Source organism: Sulfobacillus sp. hq2 (assembly GCF_002903155.1).
Taxonomy (GTDB): Bacteria; Bacillota; Sulfobacillia; order Sulfobacillales; family Sulfobacillaceae; genus Sulfobacillus; species Sulfobacillus thermotolerans.
The window spans coordinates 71,928-91,351 of sequence record NZ_NWUL01000015.1 but is presented as its reverse complement, the minus strand read 5'-3'; the positions used below and the strand labels follow the sequence as shown (position 1 = coordinate 91,351).

At 52.1% G+C, this 19,424-nt stretch carries 16 protein-coding genes; 7 read left to right on the top strand and 9 right to left on the bottom strand.

Annotation, left to right across the window (positions count from 1 at the left end; genetic code table 11):
• Window positions 1–72: 72 nt before the first annotated feature.
• Window positions 73–1,743 (bottom strand): AarF/ABC1/UbiB kinase family protein, encoded by a 1,671-nt coding sequence (locus CO251_RS02285; protein WP_103374186.1) that lies wholly within the window; start codon window positions 1,741–1,743, stop codon window positions 73–75.
• Between the two features lie 152 nt (window positions 1,744–1,895).
• Between CO251_RS02285 and cdaA the strand changes: the two genes are divergently transcribed.
• The 4 genes from cdaA (at window position 1,896) to glmS (ending at window position 7,053) form a co-directional block, all read left to right on the top strand.
• A complete protein-coding gene (gene cdaA, locus CO251_RS02280) occupies window positions 1,896–2,717 on the top strand; it encodes a diadenylate cyclase CdaA (protein WP_103374228.1) in 822 nt (273 codons plus the stop codon).
• Entirely contained in the window at window positions 2,714–3,655 is a 942-nt protein-coding gene (locus CO251_RS02275) for a YbbR-like domain-containing protein (protein ID WP_103374185.1), read from the top strand. The genes cdaA and CO251_RS02275 overlap by 4 nt, the downstream gene beginning before the upstream one ends.
• A 50-nt stretch (window positions 3,656–3,705) precedes the next feature.
• Window positions 3,706–5,046: a phosphoglucosamine mutase gene (glmM, locus tag CO251_RS02270; RefSeq protein ID WP_103374184.1), complete on the top strand. Its 1,341-nt coding sequence runs from the start codon at window positions 3,706–3,708 to the stop codon at window positions 5,044–5,046.
• A 192-nt stretch (window positions 5,047–5,238) separates the two neighbouring features.
• Complete coding sequence (gene glmS / locus CO251_RS02265; RefSeq protein ID WP_103374183.1) at window positions 5,239–7,053, top strand: glutamine--fructose-6-phosphate transaminase (isomerizing); 1,815 nt, start codon at window positions 5,239–5,241, stop codon at window positions 7,051–7,053.
• 705 nt (window positions 7,054–7,758) lie between these two features.
• Here the strand turns inward: glmS and CO251_RS02260 are convergent.
• On the bottom strand, window positions 7,759–9,174 hold the full coding sequence (locus tag CO251_RS02260; protein WP_158246133.1) for a PLP-dependent aminotransferase family protein: 1,416 nt from the start codon (window positions 9,172–9,174) through the stop codon (window positions 7,759–7,761).
• Between the two features lie 270 nt (window positions 9,175–9,444).
• Between CO251_RS02260 and CO251_RS02255 the strand changes: the two genes are divergently transcribed.
• Both CO251_RS02255 and CO251_RS17335 read left to right on the top strand, forming a co-directional pair.
• A complete protein-coding gene (locus tag CO251_RS02255; RefSeq protein WP_207654602.1) occupies window positions 9,445–10,116 on the top strand; it encodes a YitT family protein in 672 nt (223 codons plus the stop codon).
• Between the two features lie 165 nt (window positions 10,117–10,281).
• Complete coding sequence (locus tag CO251_RS17335; RefSeq protein ID WP_158246132.1) at window positions 10,282–10,425, top strand: hypothetical protein; 144 nt, start codon at window positions 10,282–10,284, stop codon at window positions 10,423–10,425.
• A gap of 393 nt (window positions 10,426–10,818) precedes the next feature.
• Here CO251_RS17335 and CO251_RS02240 read toward each other — a convergent pair whose 3' ends face one another.
• The 6 genes from CO251_RS02240 to CO251_RS02215 form a co-directional block, all read right to left on the bottom strand.
• Complete coding sequence (locus tag CO251_RS02240) at window positions 10,819–11,451, bottom strand: cation transporter (RefSeq protein ID WP_103374180.1); 633 nt, start codon at window positions 11,449–11,451, stop codon at window positions 10,819–10,821.
• A 313-nt stretch (window positions 11,452–11,764) separates the two neighbouring features.
• The gene (locus CO251_RS02235; protein WP_103374179.1) at window positions 11,765–12,436 is read right to left on the bottom strand and encodes a CatB-related O-acetyltransferase; all 672 of its coding nucleotides are present in this window, start codon (window positions 12,434–12,436) and stop codon (window positions 11,765–11,767) included.
• 413 nt (window positions 12,437–12,849) lie between these two features.
• Entirely contained in the window at window positions 12,850–13,806 is a 957-nt protein-coding gene (locus CO251_RS02230; RefSeq protein ID WP_103374178.1) for a S9 family peptidase, read from the bottom strand.
• A 174-nt stretch (window positions 13,807–13,980) separates the two neighbouring features.
• Window positions 13,981–15,867 (bottom strand): ABC transporter ATP-binding protein, encoded by a 1,887-nt coding sequence (locus CO251_RS02225; protein ID WP_103374177.1) that lies wholly within the window; start codon window positions 15,865–15,867, stop codon window positions 13,981–13,983.
• Entirely contained in the window at window positions 15,864–17,591 is a 1,728-nt protein-coding gene (locus tag CO251_RS02220) for an ABC transporter ATP-binding protein (protein WP_103374176.1), read from the bottom strand. The genes CO251_RS02225 and CO251_RS02220 overlap by 4 nt, the downstream gene beginning before the upstream one ends.
• Complete coding sequence (locus CO251_RS02215) at window positions 17,591–18,061, bottom strand: MarR family winged helix-turn-helix transcriptional regulator (RefSeq protein WP_103374175.1); 471 nt, start codon at window positions 18,059–18,061, stop codon at window positions 17,591–17,593. The genes CO251_RS02220 and CO251_RS02215 overlap by 1 nt, the downstream gene beginning before the upstream one ends.
• Window positions 18,062–18,202: 141 nt before the next feature.
• Here CO251_RS02215 and CO251_RS02210 point away from each other — a divergent pair, with 141 nt between their 5' ends.
• Window positions 18,203–18,568, top strand: coding sequence for a hypothetical protein (locus CO251_RS02210; protein WP_103374174.1), 366 nt, complete (start codon window positions 18,203–18,205; stop codon window positions 18,566–18,568).
• A gap of 110 nt (window positions 18,569–18,678) precedes the next feature.
• On the opposite strand, the gene CO251_RS02205 is transcribed toward CO251_RS02210, so the two are convergent.
• Window positions 18,679–19,281 carry a MerR family transcriptional regulator gene (locus CO251_RS02205; RefSeq protein WP_158246131.1) on the bottom strand — a complete coding sequence of 201 codons (603 nt, stop codon included), beginning with the start codon at window positions 19,279–19,281 and terminating at the stop codon, window positions 18,679–18,681.
• Window positions 19,282–19,424: the final 143 nt, after the last annotated feature.

The window sequence follows — 19,424 nt, the reverse complement described above, 5'->3', positions numbered from 1 at the left end:
AATTGTCAGCCCCTCTAACAGCAGTTTAGGCTGTTAGAATGCCCCGCGTTTGCGCATTTATGCCAATTTGAATTAACGCCATCGCCGGACGGATCCATAAAGGAACGCTAGCCCTGCGAACCCATAGAACGTGTCACCTAGTAGCGGATGGTGATAGATCACAAGGACACTGGCTGTTAGCGTAAAACCCACCACATACAGGGCTTGAATGACGCCTTGTAACGTGCGGTTTAATTGCCGCAAATGGTACGCACCTTTTTTCCATTCGACTTGGGCTTCTACTTCTCCGTTCTCGACTTGTTTTAACACGCGGTGCGATAAATCGGGGAGGTCGGCTAAGGTAGTGACAAAGTGCGTGGCAGTCCGCTTGACAAAACCCAGGCTACCGCCTTGGTCTTCTGTGACGAAGCGTTTGGCATAGGGGGCAAACAATGTGACGAGGTTGATATCCGGATCCAAGCCTTCCGCTAAACCGACCAAGATGGCAATGGCCCGGCCTAAAAAGGCAAAGTGTCCTGGCACTTGAATCGGCTGGGTACGCAGGAGATTTTCAAAGTCCCGCAAAAGGGCGACTAAATCTAACGATGTCAGTTCATCTAATGTTTCCGCATAATAGCGGTCGAGGAGATATTGAATTTGCCTGCGGAGCTGAACACTATCGGCTTCGGGACGGACCATTCCTAAGGCTTCCATGCTGGCAGCGAGTTCCGACGGATCGCGTTTGGATACGGCAACAAACAGTCGTCGCAGTTGCTTGCGGGTGGGGACGTCCAAAATCCCAATCATGCCATAATCCAAGAGGACCAGGTCCCCATTGCGGGCTACCAACAAATTGCCTGGGTGGGGGTCCGCGTGAAAGATACCCGACTCCATGACCATATGTAAATAGAGGTGAATAGCATGTTCTGCGATCGTGGTGGGGTTCAGCCCTCGGGCGAGAAGCTCATCCCGTTGGTTGATTTTAATACCGTCACAATATTCCATGGTGAGCACTCTCGTCGTCGAGAGCTCAGGATAGGTTTTGGGCACAATGACCCATGGCAGGTGTCTAATGTCTTCGCGGATCAGTTCGGTATTTTGTAATTCCTGTTGATAGTTAAGTTCTTCGATGACAATCCGCCGAAATTCGCGGAGCACTGTATACAGGTCAAAGGCACGCCCAAAGCGGGTAAAGCGGGTCGCTAATGTGACCACGATCGTCAAGGCTTTGAGGTCCGCTTGAACGGTACCGTCAATATAAGGACGTTGGACCTTGACGGCAACCGGGGTGCCGTCAGGAAGTACGGCGCGGTAGACTTGCCCTAGTGATGCTGCGGCCAAGGGGACTTCGTCAAAAATGAGAAAGGATTCATGCAAGGGCCCTAATTCTTGTTCTAAAATAGGGCGGACCTCAGCCCAAGGGGCTGATTTGACGTTGTCTTGGAGGGCTTGCAACTGTTCAATGAACGGCTGGGGCAACAAATCGACGCGGCTCGAGAGAAATTGCCCAACCTTAATTAACAACCCTCCTTGCTGTTCGGCCGTTTGGCGAAATTTAATGGCTTCGCGCGTATAGAGGTCGTTCCAAAACGCTTCTTTTTCCGCGGTGTCGGGGCGGTTTTTTTGAAACACGGCCGCCCAACTGATCCGGAGCACGATGCTCACGAAGAGGCTGACGACGCGGTAGATGCGGCGTGCCACGGTGACGGCGCTTAAGCCGTCAGATGGTAAGGCGCGTTGGTAGCCCGGCGAATTCGGCGTCAAATTTTTTCCCCCTCGCGGCTAGTCTATCATAGGCTGCTACGATGTGAATCCGAAAATTGGTATTAGCCTAAGATGCATGGTGTTGGGCTAAGAATATGGTACGCTAAATAGGATGGATAGATATTTGGGGTCTGGTAAGCGGGGTGGAACCGGTGTTGTCATTTGTCCAGAATATGTCGTGGTCGTCATGGCTCCTGTCCGTAGTGGATATTTCGATCGTCGCTTACGGTCTCTATCGATTTTTTTTGTTAATTCGGGGTACGCGAGCGGTTCAGCTGATTAAGGGTATTATTATTCTTTTAGTGGCCGTTCCTGTGTCCAGTTGGCTCCATCTTTATACCACCCACTTTCTGCTGCAAGAAATTCAGGTCATGTTGGTGGTGGCGATCCCGATTATCTTTCAGCCGGAGTTGCGCCGGGCATTGGAGCACATCGGACAAGGACGATTTTTTTCTGAAGGCATTCTCTTGCACGAAGAAGCGGATATCGCTCATGCGATTGACGAATTAGCCCGGGCGTGCGACCATCTCTCACGAAACCGAACGGGGGCCCTATTTGTTTGGGAGCGCACGACAGGACTTAACGAATATGCGGCGACCGGGACCTCGATCGACGCGTTGGTGTCTGCTCCCCTTTTAGAAAACATTTTTGTGCCGAATACGCCACTACATGATGGGGCTTGTATTATCCGTGGTGACCGGGTGATTGCCGCCGCAGCATTTTTGCCTCTCACGGACAGTGCGCAACCTGGTAGTGAATTGGGAAGTCGCCACCGTGCGGCCATTGGCATCAGCGAGCAATCTGATGCCGTGGTGGTGGCTGTCTCTGAAGAGACCGGTTGGATTTCTGTGGCGCTAGAAGGGCAATTGTACCGCCGGTTGGAAGATCGCGCCTTACGCGAAATGCTGACACGATTACTGATTGCCAAACCTCATACGTCCTTGAAAATTTGGCGGAGGGGCGTGAATTCATGATGGACCGGCTTCTAGAAAACAACACCATTTTGAAAATCCTATCGGTGGTGGTCGCGCTGTTTCTTTGGTTTCAAGTGACGTCCACCAATTCTCATGTCGTGGGCGATCGGTCTATTGGCCCGGTGCCTGTGGAATATAATCCCCCCTCGAAGGCCGATCTGACGGTGATGTCCATGAACTATAAATCGGTGTCGGTTCAGGTTAAGGGGCCGATTGCCACGGTGGCTAAAATTAATCCCCAATCATTTTCTGCGTTTGTCGATATGAAAAATATTACAGCCAGTGGGACTTATTCATTGCCTGTCCGTGTGTCAGTGCCCGCGGGCACGAGTTTCGTCAATGTCGTTCCCAATCACGTCACTGTCGTGATTGACCAAATGGGGACTAGACATATGAATGTGACGTTGAAAGCGGTGGGGACGCCCGCTCCTGGTTACGAATTGACCCAACTGGCGACGAATACGCAAACGGCGGTGGTGTCAGGCCCTATGTCTGATTTGGACAAGATTAAAGAGTTGGTCGCTGATATGCCGGTGGGCGGACGTACAAGCAGTTTTCAAGAACAAGTGATTTTGATGCCGTTAAATAGTGAAGACCGATTAGTGTCCAACGTACAGGTCTCGCCAACCATGGTTACGGCACAGGCCTCCATCAAAAAGCGGCCTCCCGAAAAAACCGTAGGGGTTGTTGCTAAAATATCGGGCTATCCCGCTCACGGCTATGCCGTGTCGACCATTGCGGTGCATCCCGCATCCGTCGTCATTACGGGGAGCAAGTCTGCTTTGTCTCAAATATCCGTGATCTATACGGTGCCAATCTCGGTCTCTAACGATAGCGCGTCCGTGTCGTCTGCCGTGCCCTTGGCTTTTCCTACAGGAGTGAGTGGTGTGACGACGCAAGACGTCAATGTCCACGTCACCATCACGAGGGCTGGATAATACACTAGAAAGCAAGAGTTTAGGACACAAGCCTGAAGGGAATGTAGCCGATGTCATTGTTTGGAACAGATGGGGCCCGTGGGGTTGCCAATGAAGAACTCACGGGTCGCTTAGCTATGGAGATTGCGCAAGCAGCGGCAAGCCAGTTGTCTCCTGGCTCAAAGGTCTTGATTGGCCGCGATACGCGGGTTTCGGGACCCATGTTGGAAGCGGCGTTGACCGCCGGATTTTTGTCGTCCGGGGTCGACGTAGTGCTGGTGGGGATCTTGCCGACGCCCGCTTTAGCGTATCTTATTGGGAAAATGGGGGCGCAGGCGGGGGTGATGATTTCGGCGTCTCATAATCCTCCGCAATACAACGGCATTAAGCTTTTAGACCATATGGGAAGAAAGTGGCCCGTGCAGCAAGAAGATAAGGTAGAGCGCACGGTACTATCTCAAGAGTTTGCCTTAGGTCAGGCCCATAAGGTCGGACGTCTTTTCCACTATGAGGAGACGGCTGTGGCGCATTACCACCGGTACTTGGAGTCTTTGTTTGCAGGGATGATGCCGGATTTGCATGTTGGCATCGATTTAGCACATGGGGCTGCTATAGCAACCGCAGAAAAAGTTTTATCCAGCATGGGAGTGCATGTGCATGCCTTGTTTGCTGAACCCGAAGGCCATTTAATCAATGTGCGTTGTGGGGCGACGGATCCGCAGAGCTTGCGTCAGCAGGTATTGGCCCAGCATTGGGATCTCGGATTAGCATTTGACGGGGACGCTGACCGGCTGATTGTGGTGGATCATACCGGGCACATTATCGATGGCGATGAAATATTGTATGTGCTGGCGACCGGTCTCAAGGCCCAAAACCAGCTTGCTCGCAATACCGTTGTCGCCACCGTTATGTCTAATTTAGGACTAGAGCGGGCTCTTGAACAAGAAGGGATTATTCTTGAGCGGACGCCGGTAGGGGACCGGTGGGTGGCGGACCGGATGCGCGAGATCGGAGCGTCAATTGGAGGCGAACAGTCCGGGCATGTCATTTTGTCCGAATATGCAGCCACGGGCGATGGGTTGCTTACGGCCTTGGCGTTATTGGCGGAAGTGCGCCGCAGGGGTCAGCCTTTGGCAGATATGGTACGTCCTGTGGAGCGTTATCCGCAGATTTTACGCAATGTGCACATTGACAAAGAGACAGCATCCTGGGAGAGTATACCCGGGCTCTTGTCTCTCGTTCAAGCTGCGGAGCAAAGCTTGGGACGCGAGGGTCGAGTATTTATTCGGCCATCAGGCACAGAACCCCTCTTGCGTATAATGATTGAAGGCCGTGATCTTGCGGAAATTGAACTTTGGGCTGACCGTCTAACGTCGGTCGTGCAGAGTGCTTTGGAGTCGGCCAAGGCATAATGTCACTATGCCCGTGAGCGCCAGGACCTTTTGCCATAAGGCAGAAGGTTGACGAGGTGAGGGATCTCGAATTTCTCGGCGGGTGACCTCCGGCTCCCCGGCAGTCGTCAAATCACGAACAAAGGCTATCCGCAAGGATAGCACAAACACGTGTGGCCGGGACCGGCTCCTGAATATGGAGGCGATCGATCAATGTGTGGAATTGTTGGGTTTGTGGGAGAACAGAATGATGCCCTCCCATTTATTTTTTCTGGGCTTAAACGGTTGGAATATCGCGGATATGATTCGGCGGGGATTGCTTTGGCCGCGCAAGGAGGTATTGCGATACAAAAGGCGCGCGGCAAGCTCGCTGCATTGGGGGAATTGTTGGGCGCCATGCCGTCGGGGGTTCCTTGTGGCATCGGACATACCAGGTGGGCGACGCACGGCCGTCCCACGGATATTAATGCCCATCCTCATACGGATTGTCATGGAGAAATTGCCACCGTTCACAACGGTATCATTGAAAACTTCCAAGAACTGCGTGCGGAACTCATCGCATTAGGGCACCATTTTCTATCCGATACGGATACGGAAGTCATTCCCCATTTGCTGGAAGAGTATGGGGGAGCCCAGGATCTCGAAGGGGCAGTGCGGACCGCCGAAAAGCGACTTATAGGGGCATACGCATTTTTAGCGATATCATCTCGTCAACCTGACCGGATTATCGCGGTCCGTCGCACCAGCCCTTTGATTATTGGGTTGGGCGATGGAGAAAATTATTTGGCGTCGGACTTCAGTGCGTTTTTGTCGGCCACCCGTCAAGCACAAGTCTTGGAAAATGGGGATATGGCGGTTGTCACGCCGCATACAGTGCGAATTATGAATTTGGCTGGGGAAACGGTCGAACGGCCGATTATGACGGTCGATTGGGACATCCGCCAAGCGGAGCGCGGGGGCTATCCTCATTTTATGCTAAAAGAGATTATGGAACAGCCAGATGTTTGGAGCGATTGTTTGTTAGGGCGCATTCAGGGGGACCGGGTAGTGCCGGAACAAATCGGTCTTACTCCGGAGTATTTGCAGCGCGTGAAGCACATTCAAATCATTGCGGCCGGCACTGCCTATCATGCTGGGCTGATTGGTAAGAGTCTTATCGAGAGCTTAGCCCGAATTCCGGTCAATGTGGACGTGGCCTCCGAGTTTCGTTATGCCCACCCCGTTATGGAGCCGGATACCATGGTCATTGCCATTTCGCAATCCGGCGAGACCGCCGATACTTTGGCGTGTTTGCGGCTGGCCCGGGAACTTGGCCACTTTACGTTTAGTATTACCAATACAGTAGGATCAACCGCGGCGCGTGAGTCTGATGCGGTCGCCTATACGTTAGCGGGGCCAGAAATTGCGGTCGCGTCGACCAAAGCCTACACGACTCAGATCCTTGTATTGACTCTGATTGCGCTGGCGCTTGCAGATATCCATGGCCATCCGCGACCGGACTTAGTGCGCGGCTTGTTGCAACTGCCCTTGTTAGGACATCAGGTCTTGGACGTCATGGAACCTGTCAAAGATATGGCGGAGCGTCTGGCTAGTGGCCATGATGTCTTTTATATCGGCCGTGGACGGGATTATGCGTTGGCTATGGAAGGGCAGTTGAAAATTAAGGAGATTTCGTATCTCCATGCCGAGGCGTATCCCGCAGGAGAACTGAAACATGGTACGCTGGCCTTAATTGAAGAGAATACCCCGGTCGTCGTCATCATGACGGAAAGGGATGTAGCGGACAAGACCGTCTCTAATATTCTCGAGGTCAAGGCGCGTGGGGCCGAAGTCTGGGGCATAGTGGACAGTTCGCTGCCCGTGGGGTTGCCCATTGATCACCGTATTGATGTGGCGGTCGATCTGCCCGAATTATCACCGGTTCTGGCAGCCATTCCTTTGCAGCTGCTCGCCTATTATACGGCGGTAGCACGTGGAGAAGACGTGGATCAGCCACGCAATTTGGCCAAATCCGTGACGGTGGAATAAGTTGTATTACCGTGTACGGCAAATGTTAACGCAAAATAAGGTCTTCCCTGAGTAAAATAAGTTGTTCCGTGCAGCACGGGTGGATTCGGGTCAAAAGCCTGAATTCGCCCGTCTTTTTTAATGCCTGAGAGCGATGGGCGGGGGAAACTCAGAGCAAAAGTTTGAGGGGGATCAGACGCGAAAAAGGCCGATATAACAAGGATTCCTCGACCATGCCCGATTAAAAATGCAAAAATTATCGACCAAATCTGTCCTCCCTGCGTCCTCAAGCCCTGCCTTTCTGCTCGCGCCAGCGAACAACTTCATTTTACGCAAAATCGATGAATCAGGAAAAATTGCGGAGAAAAACGGGTGGGGAAAGGCATGACCTACGGAAGAAATTCATTTGACGGTTACAGCTCGGGTTGAGTCAAATGGCCGGAATCCTTAGCCATTCTCATCGAGGAGCACGCTGACTCTGACTCTATGGCGGACTTCGTCGTCGGGTAGACTGATCTCGGTGTACAACAACGTCAGCCATTCCCGCGAATGACCGCGCCGAAGGCGGATACACACGCGTTTAACGGGCAGGAGTTCCCGAGCAGGATCCTGGCGTGGGCCGGTTGATGCTGGTCAGCTTTTTGCGTGCTCAATAAGGTAAAATCGGACGGAATAATCGTCTGCCATCGGTCCGGCCCAGCTCCAGCCCACTGACCAGCGGTCTCCTTACAGGACCAGATCCCCGTTGATGGCGTCTTTGAGCCGAGCGAGACCCACCGCCGCCTGTCCGGGTGATAGCCGTGCATAATTGAGTCGCACAAAGCCGTCGTCAGCACCATATAGCCGGCCTGGGGCGTAAGTCACACCGACATCCACAGCCCATTTAATCCGTACGTGGTCGGGCACCGAGCCGCCAACGTTCAGCCAGAAATGGAGCCCTCCCTCGGGCGGTGTCCATTCCGCTCGCAAGTCAGCGAAACCTGAAAGAGCCCGATGGAAAGCGTCCCGACGATTTCTCAAGGCGTGTGACACGGCTTCGACGTGACTGGGCCAAGCGGGGCTTGTCAGGGGTCCCGCAGCAAGGGCTTGGACGAGACTGGGGGTCCCCGCATCAATTTGTCTTCGAATCTCGCCAAGACAGGTAATGATGGCCCTGGGCCCAGCGATCCAACCGATGCGCATCCCCGGCGCCACAATCTTTGAAAGGCTGCCTACGTACAAGACGGATGCCTGCTCGGCCAAACGAAACAGGGGAGGCGGTGCTTGAGGAGTGCCTGCCACCCGCAGATGTGCGAAGGCATCGTCCTCAACAATGGGTAGATTCCAGGTGCTGCAAAGTGCGATAACAGCTTGACGTCGCGCCAAACTTAATGTGGATGCGGTAGGATTGTGATAGGTGGGATTCAGCCAGACCATGGACGGCCGATGGTTGCGGATGATATGCGCCAGTGCGTCCGGCATAATTCCGTCGCCATCCATAGGGATGGGTAAGAGGCGCTCCCCGGACGATTGAAAAAGTGCCTGCGAATAATAAAAAGAAGGCTTTTCAATAGCGATCGTATCGCCGGGATGCAATAGACCCCTGGCTAGAAGATAGAGTGCCTGCTGGGCACCAGCGGTAATCAGCACGGATTCGGGATCTAGGTCGATATCCAGATGACGCTTCATTTCAAGGCCTACTGCCTCACGGAGAGATGGGAGCCCGAGTTGCTTCTCGTAGCCAAGCACCTTCTTCAGTTCCACGTCCGCCAAGAGGCGTTGCAAGGTGGACACTGGCCAAAAATCCGACCCGATATCCCCCTCCGAGAAATCCCATCCACCAGCTCGCTGACGGGACTCTTCAATTTGGCGAGCGAGCGGGGCCAGAGGCCGGAATGCGGCTCGCTCCATATAACGAGGCCAATCTGGTGTGATGCCCCAAAGATCGCCACGCACATAGGTACCGCTGCCTTGTCGGCGTTCTACCAGACCCCTTGCCTGGAGTTCTAGATAAGCGGTGGCTACGGTACTACGGTTAAGCCCAAGTTGCTCCGCAAGATTCCGTTCCGGCGGCAACCGCGTTGCTGGCAGCCAGACTCCTTCATGAATGCTGCTCACAAGCCATTCCACCAGTTCCCGTACTGTTCGCGGTTGATTACTCATGACGCACATCCTTCCGAAAAATGGCCGGTAAATTGGCATTAAATTGGCTGGTGTTTATGATGCCTATTGTTCCTATAATAGCATCTGCCTGCACCGACCCGATGTCAGTCTTTAACGAGAATCCTGTAATGAGCGACTAGACCTGTAAGACATGGCAGAGTCCACCAACCTGGTGATGGTACAGGAAAGGTTCGACAGGGGGGGCGAAGCGAACCTCCTTGAAAGATTGCACAAGGCAGCAAAAAACAAAACATGAAGTAGGAGGCTACTATGGCACGAATTTTGGCGCCAATCATTGTGTTATTGGTGCCTCCAGCATCACGAGATCGACTTCGACGCCGCGTGGCACAACTGCTGATCGGACTTCTGCTCTATGGCGCAAGCGATTCATTCCTGGTTCTAGCGCACTTGGGCATTGATCCGTGGGACGTCTTTCAGCAAGGGCTTTCTTTGCACACGGGAATCGCCATCGGGACTTGGTCGATCCTTGTTGGAATGGCCGTGTTGTTACTGTGGATTCCGTTGAGACAGCGGCCCGGCCTGGGGACGGTCCTAAATGTGGTCGTGATTGGGGGAGTAATGGATCTCGTCCTTTCCCACGTCACACCGCCGAGTGGCCTCTTTCCGCGTATCGGTGTACTCCTCCTCGGCGTAGCGATTAACGGTGTGGCTACAGGCTGTTACATTGGTGCTGGTTTGGGACCCGGTCCGCGAGACGGGCTTATGGTGGGGCTGGCGAACCGCGGGCTATCACTTCGGCGTGTCCGGACAGTGATCGAGGTCACGGTGTTAGCCGTAGGTTGGGAACTAGGAGGAAATGTTGGCTGGGGGACGCTCCTCTACGCGCTTGCAATCGGCCCGCTGGCACAAATTTTTATCCCTCTCTTCACCGTACGGCCATTGCAAACGGCTCCTATCATATCCTCGGCAACCGCAGAGTGAGAATCTATGCAACGAGGTTCAGATAATTTGGCCCATTTGGACAAACTTTACAGATGTTAGATCTTTGGGTGGGCTACCCGCATTGTAGATGCCCACCAAACACCGTTTGATTTTCTGGACTTCACGTTCTTCTGATAGGTCCCCGGCTCGGAGGGGCGTCTGCTCTTGACCCCGGAATCGGACGCCGTGGAGAAGTTCAAAGACCGCATCCGGGGCCTCACCCATCGCACGCGCCCAATGCATGTGGCGATGGTGATTAGAGACCTGCTCTTGACCGAACGGGTGCGCAAGGCTCTTCTTCGCCCCTAATAACCTGCTCTAGATCGACTTGTTGCGAGACGGTGCGAATCGCAGCCTTTCATTCCTGTCGGCGACCAAGTAATTATTGCGTGGACCGGCGGCACCTATGCAGTGGCGGCTTTTCACTGACCCGCTTTCAACCGCCATGCCATCGCGCTCGGATTATTAAAGGGCCATGTTCCGGCCAAAAACCCATAACGTGCCGATCCCCAACACGAGATAGCGAATCCTAATGGAAACGCGTCTCCAAGGCGTAAAAAACCATCATAAGCGTGACGATCGTCGCCCCATAGGCCCCATAGACGGTGAGCATCGAGAATCTACTTCCTTGATGGCGACCATGTTATCGATAGGGAGGATTGTTGCCAAAACGGGCGAAATTGGGTAGGGAACATCTCGGCTCTATTGGCGTGCTGAGTCCGCCGTTTCCCGCACTTCTTCGAAGGCATTCCAGGCGTCTCGGGCCACCCAATAGGCGATGGCGAGAGCGGACACAGGATCCATCCATGTCCACCTTAAGGCCCATACTCCCAGTGTACCACCTAATCCCGCCCACGCCATATACGCACAGGTCCAACTTTCTGTGGCATCCGCCTTTAGTGCGGTGCTCTTTAACGCGATCCCTAATTTCAGTTTTTGGCGGGCAAATAGCACCATGAGGAGGCCAGAAATGATCATCACGATAATTCCCAAAGGACTTGGACGTACAGTGCTTGACGTGACCAGCGCCCAGAGAGCCCCGCCGATTAAATAGAGCAAGAGCAGCCCTAAGAGCCCAACGGTCCATCGCGCGGTTTTGGCTTCCGCATGGTCCACAGCAGAGTCGTCAGCGCCACGGGCTTCGATCCGTAATCGCCAGACGAGGAGACTGGCCGATACGAGTTCAATCAGACTATCCGCTCCAAAACCCGTGAGCGCCAGCGAATGGGCTCTATAACCTGCCTCGAGAGATAAGATGGCCTCAACCACCATCCATAGGATTGCGGCGATTTCCCACGCTAGTGCTTGGGTGATGTGTTGAGCTCGTGTATGCATGAAATAGTAGTCCTCCCCATGTAATGACAAGACCTTAAGGCGAACTGGATGCTCTTATAATATCCGAACAGCCATGGACAGGTGACCGCGATACCTTCAACGTTTCGGATTGAGGTGATTATTTCTTGTGGGGAAGGTATGTCGTGCTTTTTAACGATATAGAAGCCTTTCGGTGGAAAATCTACTAGACAAAAGAATAGCGTCGTTAACCTAGGGTATTGTCCGTATCTGGTAGGACGGGATGGCGAGGCCACTTGCGTGATGATTATTCGGGTACAAGCTCTTATGGAATTCCGGAAGCTAGGATACGGCGTTAGCGGGACGGCAGTGTTTTTCGCGGCAAGTGCTCTAGCATTGAAATCAGATCGTCCGTGACGGCGGTGGTAAAAAGAGCTGCGTAATCGCGGACCGTGGCCTCATCCAACTGGCTGTAGTCAATGCTCAAAAGCGTCGCGATAACGTGATCAGGGAATCGGTACCGCAGAATTCGAGCGGGATTGCCGGCGACAATAGCATAGGGAGGAATACTGTGGGTGACGACGCTGCGCGCGGCGACGACAGCCCCTTGACCAATGGAGACCCCGGAGAGGATCATGGCGTCCATCCCCAGCCAAACATCATCGGCCACTTCAATGGGGCCCTTCGTTAAGGCTTCGAAGGGCCTTTGATGAAGCACCATGGTTTCCATCGGATATGTGGATAGCCGGTGGTAATCATGATTACCACCCAGCACAAACTGCACTCCACGAGCAATGGAGACATAGTGGCCAATAGTCAGGTGTTCGGATGGATCGCCCCACGTATGAATTTGCAGTGGACCATAGGTATGATGTCCAACGGTAACCCGATCGATCGGAAAGACATTGACCGGTAATGTGAGATTGTGGGGATTGCGCTGGCGCCATCGGACTTGCATTGTCAATAACCGCCAATGAGATAATCCTGTCCGGCGTATGCGCTCCCATGTGAGTGACCAGCGGCCCATAGCATCTCCTCGGGATGAGTGTATGTCAGAATGGTATCGCAGTTTGAGGTAAAGGACAACCGCTATTCGGCGCGACAGTGTTAGGGGAGCGCAATCAGTACGATGATATCAATCGAGCCCAAAGGAGTTTATGCATCAGAACCTTATACCCATAAATCAGGAATCAGCTGCTCAGGCTAAACGGGATGCCCTAGAACGTCTGCGGAGAGCCCGTGAAGTGGAAAGCGGTTTGGCGACCATGGGGCGGCGTTCCTAAATTTAGGGAATTACGGATTGTGCACATGCAGCAGGGCGTCGAGTTCCTTGGAAGCTAAAGGAGAGGTAGTCATACCAATAGGCTCATTGCTCTATATTTTCGGAGCCGTCCTCCTTTATTGGTAGAGCCGACTTTGTCCCTTTGAAATGCCTGATCATTAGGGGTTCCATAAGGTTGTCTTGTCATGGCAAACAGTATGAATCCAGTTTGCAATGTCCTGTATGACTTGTTCATCGACATGTTGTGCAATGCGGTACTCCTTTTTTGCTTTGCGAATCTCTCCACAAATAGTCGGCATGAACAGATGATTTAGGTTTGGGTAGAGCTTGAATGTGACATTGGGTTTATCGCATAGTAGTGTTTGATAACCCCCGAAGTCCTTTTCAATGGATAGATGAAAATCTTTGTTACCTTGCAAAATCAGCACAGGTTTGTCTAATGCTTTAAGGTAGTCAGAGGATGGATGTTCTCCCATTTCTTTAAAGTAAAAGGCCCTTGTATATTTTCCGAACAACTTCATCAATTTCGCCTCGTCGTCGCTGAGGCTATAGATTTTTCCAAACTTAGCAGACAATGCGGCAATCTGTTTGTTTGCGATCCCTTTCAAGAAACGATTAAGCGAGTGCAGAACCTCATTATTTTGATCCATCAGGATTTCTTCAAGTTTGCGTGGCGAACCGGCCATGATGATGATCCCCGCGAATTGCCCGCCTTCTGCGTCGATTCGAGGAGCTAACATTCCGCCTAAACTGTGACCAATGATAAACACCTTGTGTGGATCGATCCGTGTATCGTTGCGCAGTAATTGAGCCGCCAAGATGGCATCTTCGATGGTTTCTTCCCGCACGGAGATATTAACGTCAGCTTTCATTTGTTTTCCGTATACGAAGGTTCTTTTGTCATAACGTAAGACCGCAATGCCTTTTGCCGACAAACCTTCTGCGAGGTCTCGAAACGGATAATTGTTTCCGACTTTCTCATCCATATTGCTCGGACCAGAGCCGTGAACCAATACAACCGCTGGATATCGCCCATTTGTCGGGTCAGGAATGGATAACATGCCATTAAGCGGATGGGCGGTTGCCGCCCCAATAACAACGCGTACATTCGTCATGGCTCTTCTGACCCCCTTGAAACACAGACCCAGTGGGAACCTGCGCTTTAAGCATGTCTTGTACGAATCTTCCACGGTAAACCGTACCTATAAGAGAACAGGGATGCTGACTGCCGCTATCCTCAAAAGCATCGCCACATTCTTGAGATACAGAACGTGGCGATGGAATTGGTGTTAAACGGCAACCGAACTGCTTGGTTTGAATTGGCTGTTATAGAGTTCTGCATAAAATCCCTTTAAGGCCAACAACTGCTCGTGCGTGCCTTGTTCCACGACTTTGCCATGATTCATCACTACGATCACGTCTGCGTCTTGGATTGTGGAGAGACGGTGTGCGATAACAAAACTGGTCCGTCCTTGCATCAGGTGATCCATGGCCTGTTGAATCAGGATTTCGGTCCGCGTGTCGACACTGCTAGTCGCTTCGTCCAAAATGAGAATGGCTGGATCGGCTAAAATGGCGCGAGCGATCGTCAACAGTTGCTTTTGGCCTTGTGAAATATTAGAGGCTTCCTCGTTAAGCACCGTATCATACCCTTCGGGGAGCGTGCGAATAAAGTGGTCGGCCTGCGCAGCTTTGGCAGCTTCGACAATCTCAGCATCCGTAGCCCCTTCGCGTCCGTAACCAATGTTGTCGCGAATTGTGCCGTTGAATAGCCACGTGTCTTGCAAGACCATGCCAAATAAGTGATGCAACTGATCACGTGATATCTGTGTGATATCGATGCCGTCGATGAGAATGCGGCCGCTGGTCAGTTCATAGAAGCGCATCATCAGATTGACCAGTGTGGTCTTACCAGCCCCAGTCGGGCCAACAATGGCCACCGTTTCGCCAGGGCGCACCTCGAGGTTCATATCCTCAATCAATGGGGTGTCAGGTTGATAGCGGAAACTCACATGCTCAAATTGAATGTGCCCCCGGGGGTGCGTAAGGACCTCCGTATCCTGAACATCGTCTACTTGTTCAGGTTCATCCAGAATTTCAAACACGCGTTCAGAGGAGGCGATAGTCGATTGGATTACGTTGGAGATACTGGAGAGTTGGGTAATGGGCTGCGTAAATTGGCGCGCATATTGAATGAACGCCAGGATATCGCCAATCTGAATACGACGGCGAATGACAAGAATGCCCCCAATGACGCTGACAAGCACGTAACCAATATTGCCAATAAAGTTCATGAGCGGCATGATAATGCCGGTGATGAACTGGGCTTTCCATGACGCGTCATATAAGCGTTCATTGATTTCGTCAAATTTGGCTAACGCTTTGTCTTCATGGCCGTAAGCCTTGACGATGAGGTGTCCGGTGTACATCTCTTCAATGTGGCCATTGAGCTCACCGAGTCGGCGCTGACGACTTAAAAAGTATGCTTGGGACCTTACGGCAATGGTTCTCGTGACATAAATGCTAAGCGGCAGAGTAATGACAACCGTTAAGGTCATAAGGGGACTGATCGTCAACATCATAACAATCACCCCAAGAAAAGTGATGACCGCCTGAATTAACTGCGTCAGGCTTTGCTGCAGGGTGCTGCTGATGTTGTCGAAGTCGTTCACAAACCGGCTCATGATTTCCCCGTGGGGATGCTTGTCGAAATAACTAATGGGCAATTTGGTCAACTTTTCGTTGACTTGCTTACGCAAGTCATAGACCGCCCGTTGAGCCACACCTGCCATCACGTATTGTTGAAAATAGTTAAACAGTGAGCTGAATAAATACAGTCCTCCGAGAATCCAGACGAGATGGCCAATTTGCTGAAAGTTGACGCCGCCTCCTGGCATGCCCAGCAATTTGCGGCGGATGCCGTCAAACAGATCAGTCGTCGCATCTCCCATAATTTTAGGGCTGATAATGGAGAATACGGTCCCCAAAATCGTCGCAATCAAAACAAGGAGTAACCGCAACCAATAGGGGCGGAAATAGACCAGCAAGCGCATCAAGGTGCTCTTAAAGTTCTTGGGTTTTTGCACAATCATGGCCATACCTTGAGGGCCGCCACCAAACATTCCGGGTCCGCGCCCCGCAGGGGAGGATGGGTGGTGTTTGTCTTCAGTGCTCATGCAATGACCTCCTCAGCATGTTGCGAACGGACAATGTCTTGGTAGATAGGGCATGTAGCCATGAGTTCGCGGTGCGTTCCAATGCCAACCAGTTGGCCTTCGTCGAGTACAATAATTTGGTCCGCGTCGATGACGGTGCTGACCCGCTGAGCGACAATCAGGACTGTTGAGGTATCAAGCTCATTTTGCAAGGCCCGTCGCAGCTTTGCATCGGTTTTAAAATCTAAGGCCGAGAAGCTATCGTCAAAGATATAAATTTCTGGTTTGCGGACCAGAGCCCGGGCAATGGACAAACGTTGTTTTTGCCCGCCCGACAAATCAGCGCCGCCCTGAGAAATGATGGTGTCAAACCCTTGGGGCATTTCCGCAATAAATTCTGTGGCCTGGGCAACGTCAGCTGCATGTTCTACAGCCCAATCGGATGCGTCTTCGTCGCCATAGCGAATGTTGTCGGCAATCGTCCCAGAAAACAACACGGCTTTTTGCGGCACAAAGCCAATTTTTTGGCGTAGGACATGCTGATCCATATCCCGAACATCGATGCCATCGACCAGCACGCGTCCGTGGGTGACATCGTCAAACCGGGGAATTAAGTTGATAAGGGTCGTTTTGCCTGCGCCCGTTCCGCCAATCACCGCGGTAATCTGTCCGGGATGAAGCGTAAATGAAATATGGGAAAGCACCATAGATTCGGCCCCAGGATATTGAAAACTGACATCCTCAAACACCACTTCGCCCGTGGACTGTGTAGGCAATGTGGGGACGGCCGGATCGAGAACCGTGGGTTCGATATCTAAGACTTCGTTTATTCGCCGTGCAGATGCCTGGGCCCGAGGCACCATGAAGAACATGGCGGAGACCATCATGACCGAGAACATTATCTGTGTAACGTATTGGATAAACGCCATCAAACTTCCGACCTGCATGGCGTTATCGTTAATCAGTTTGCCTCCAAACCAGATAATCGCCAAAGTCGAAAAGTTGATAATCAGCATGAGCAGTGGCATCAAAGCGGCCATGATCTGATAGACATGGATGGAAATATCGGTTAGTTCGATATTCGCCTCGTTAAAGCGATGGACCTCGTAGCGGACTCGTTGGAATGAGCGGATGACGCGTACGCCTGTCAGGTGTTCTCGCAAGACGCGGTTTAATTGGTCAACTTTCCCCTGCATGGCACGAAAGAGTCCAACACTCCGGCCAAGGACGGCATAAATGGCAAGACCTAACACGGGCATGATGACCAACAAGATTAGGGACAGACGCGCATCGGTGTAAATGGCCATGATGATGCCGCCTAGGGCCATTAATGGGGCCATGACCATCATGCGCAAGAGCATGTTGACGAATTGCTGAACTTGCATAATATCATTCGTGGTGCGAACGATGAGAGACGATGTGCCCAATGTGTCAAACTCTTTCAGCATAAAGGTTTCGACATGAGCAAAGACTTTGCGGCGCACAATTTTTCCGAAGCCTGCGGAGGCTTTGGAAGATAACAGGCCGGCTGCGACGGAGCACACCACGCTAAACACCGTCACGGCCATCATGAACTCGCCGACATGGATGATGTAGGGGATGTTGCCTTTGACCACGCCGTTATCCACAATTTTGGACATTAATTCCGGCAGGTATAAGGTCGTTAACGATTGCAAAAATAGCAATACGAGTATCCAGATGACCGACTGACGATACGGACGGAGAAAACGAAGGATGCGACGCATCAGTGAGCTCCTCCTGTGGGCAAGCTTTGGTGTTCGTGATAATACGCCAGCACCTGGCCTAATAAGTGCGCCAAGGTGGTGCTTTGTTCGGGACCAAGATAATCAATCAGTCCGTCAAACGCGTCGGATACGGCTTGGCGCGCCTGAATATAAGCCTCTTCGCCATGGGATGTCAGACGAACGCGACTTACCCGCCGGTCTTCTTGATCGATGTGGCGTTCGACCAGACCGCGTTCCTCCATTTCGTTGATGAGTTGAGTGACGGTTGGGGTGCTTACACGGAGTTGGGTACTGATAGCGCTGACCGGTATCCCAGAGCCGTCGCCTGGACTATCTTTCTTAATGCAAAATAAGGCGCGGGCATCACTGGGACGTGGACCAGTCCCGTGCCAATTTAACCAGTTGAGCTTACGGACCCGCATGAACGCTTCGAACAGTTGTTGGCTGATTGGATTATCACTGATGGGCATTGCTGGCCTCCGACAACTATTTTGTTAGGCAACCTAATTATAGAGAATAGAGTCTGTGGGGTCAATTCCGCATAGCCATGAAGATCCGTACGTAAGAATACTAAAAGTCCAGGTATTGGAGCAAACGGGGAGAACTGTGACATGTCGAAGAATGTGCGCCTAACAAGTCTTTATGTCTCGTTTGGAACCGCGGTCATGACGACAGTCGCACTGTCTCAAGTTACCTCCAATTTGATGGTGCTGTTTGTGATATTGATGGGCGCAACAGGTGCTGTGTTGGGGTTTTGGGCTGCTTTAACGAAACATCTTGATGCTATGGCCTCCATGAGTGGTGCGACAGCTGGGGGAGTCATGGGGGCTTTGTTAAGCATGGCTATTACCGTTACGTGGTTGCATCCGATGCACAGTCATCAGGGGATGATGATTATGGGCGATACGATGGCCCAGATGGCCGGAGCGGCTTTGGCGGGGTTTTTTGTTCCCGAAGCGACCCACTCGTCGAGATGAGAAGGGATGCGCCCAGGGTGAAAGATGTCATAATGCTAAAGTGTAGTGACACGTCAATGTGTGGTCCCACATAGAAACGCCCGGTCTTGTTTCCCGGGCGTTTCTCCCTACTAACTATTGACAGAGGCTTGCGGCGGGGTTTTATTCCACCATTTTTGCCACCATGACTTAGGTTGCTCTGGTCTTGATTTCATCATATCCCGCATTTGCGACATGATGAATTGATCGCGCTCCCGCGCGAGTCGCATATTTTTCGTGTCTTGCGTATCCAAGTGTGACTTGAGTGACTCAAAGGCTTCGGTTAGCGCTTGGACATCTTGTGCGTGATGTTGATCAAGCTCTGCCTTAATCTGCTCTAAGGACAGCCGCATGGCTTGGATTTCTTCTGACTGTTGATAGAGTACTTGGACCATCGCTTGTGCCACCTGTTGAGGGGCCGCCGAGGGAGACTGCTGTGCCAATTCGGTGTCGGTGCTGACATTGCGAGGAAAAAGACGCGAGAGTGTTTCGTCAACCATGGTGGCGGTTTGTCCGTTGCGCAGGCCATCCGCAATCGTCCGGAAAACCTCTACCGCCTCGTCGGGATAACGCCGTCCCCGTCCCTTGCCGACAACCGGAACGTACGCACTAAATCGGTCTCGGTAATAGCGAACGGTGCTTTCTGGGAGATCTAGCCGAGAAGCAATTTCTGCAATCGTTAAGGTATCCATCATATCCTCCTTACATTTTGTCCCAACAATACCAGTAAATACCATTTAACGTGAGAACGCAAGTAAAAGCTGCGGTTCGCGACCGCAACGACGTAAATTTTTTGTTAGGGCTGGTCAGCTTTTTGGCGCTGCTCTCATTCGCGTAA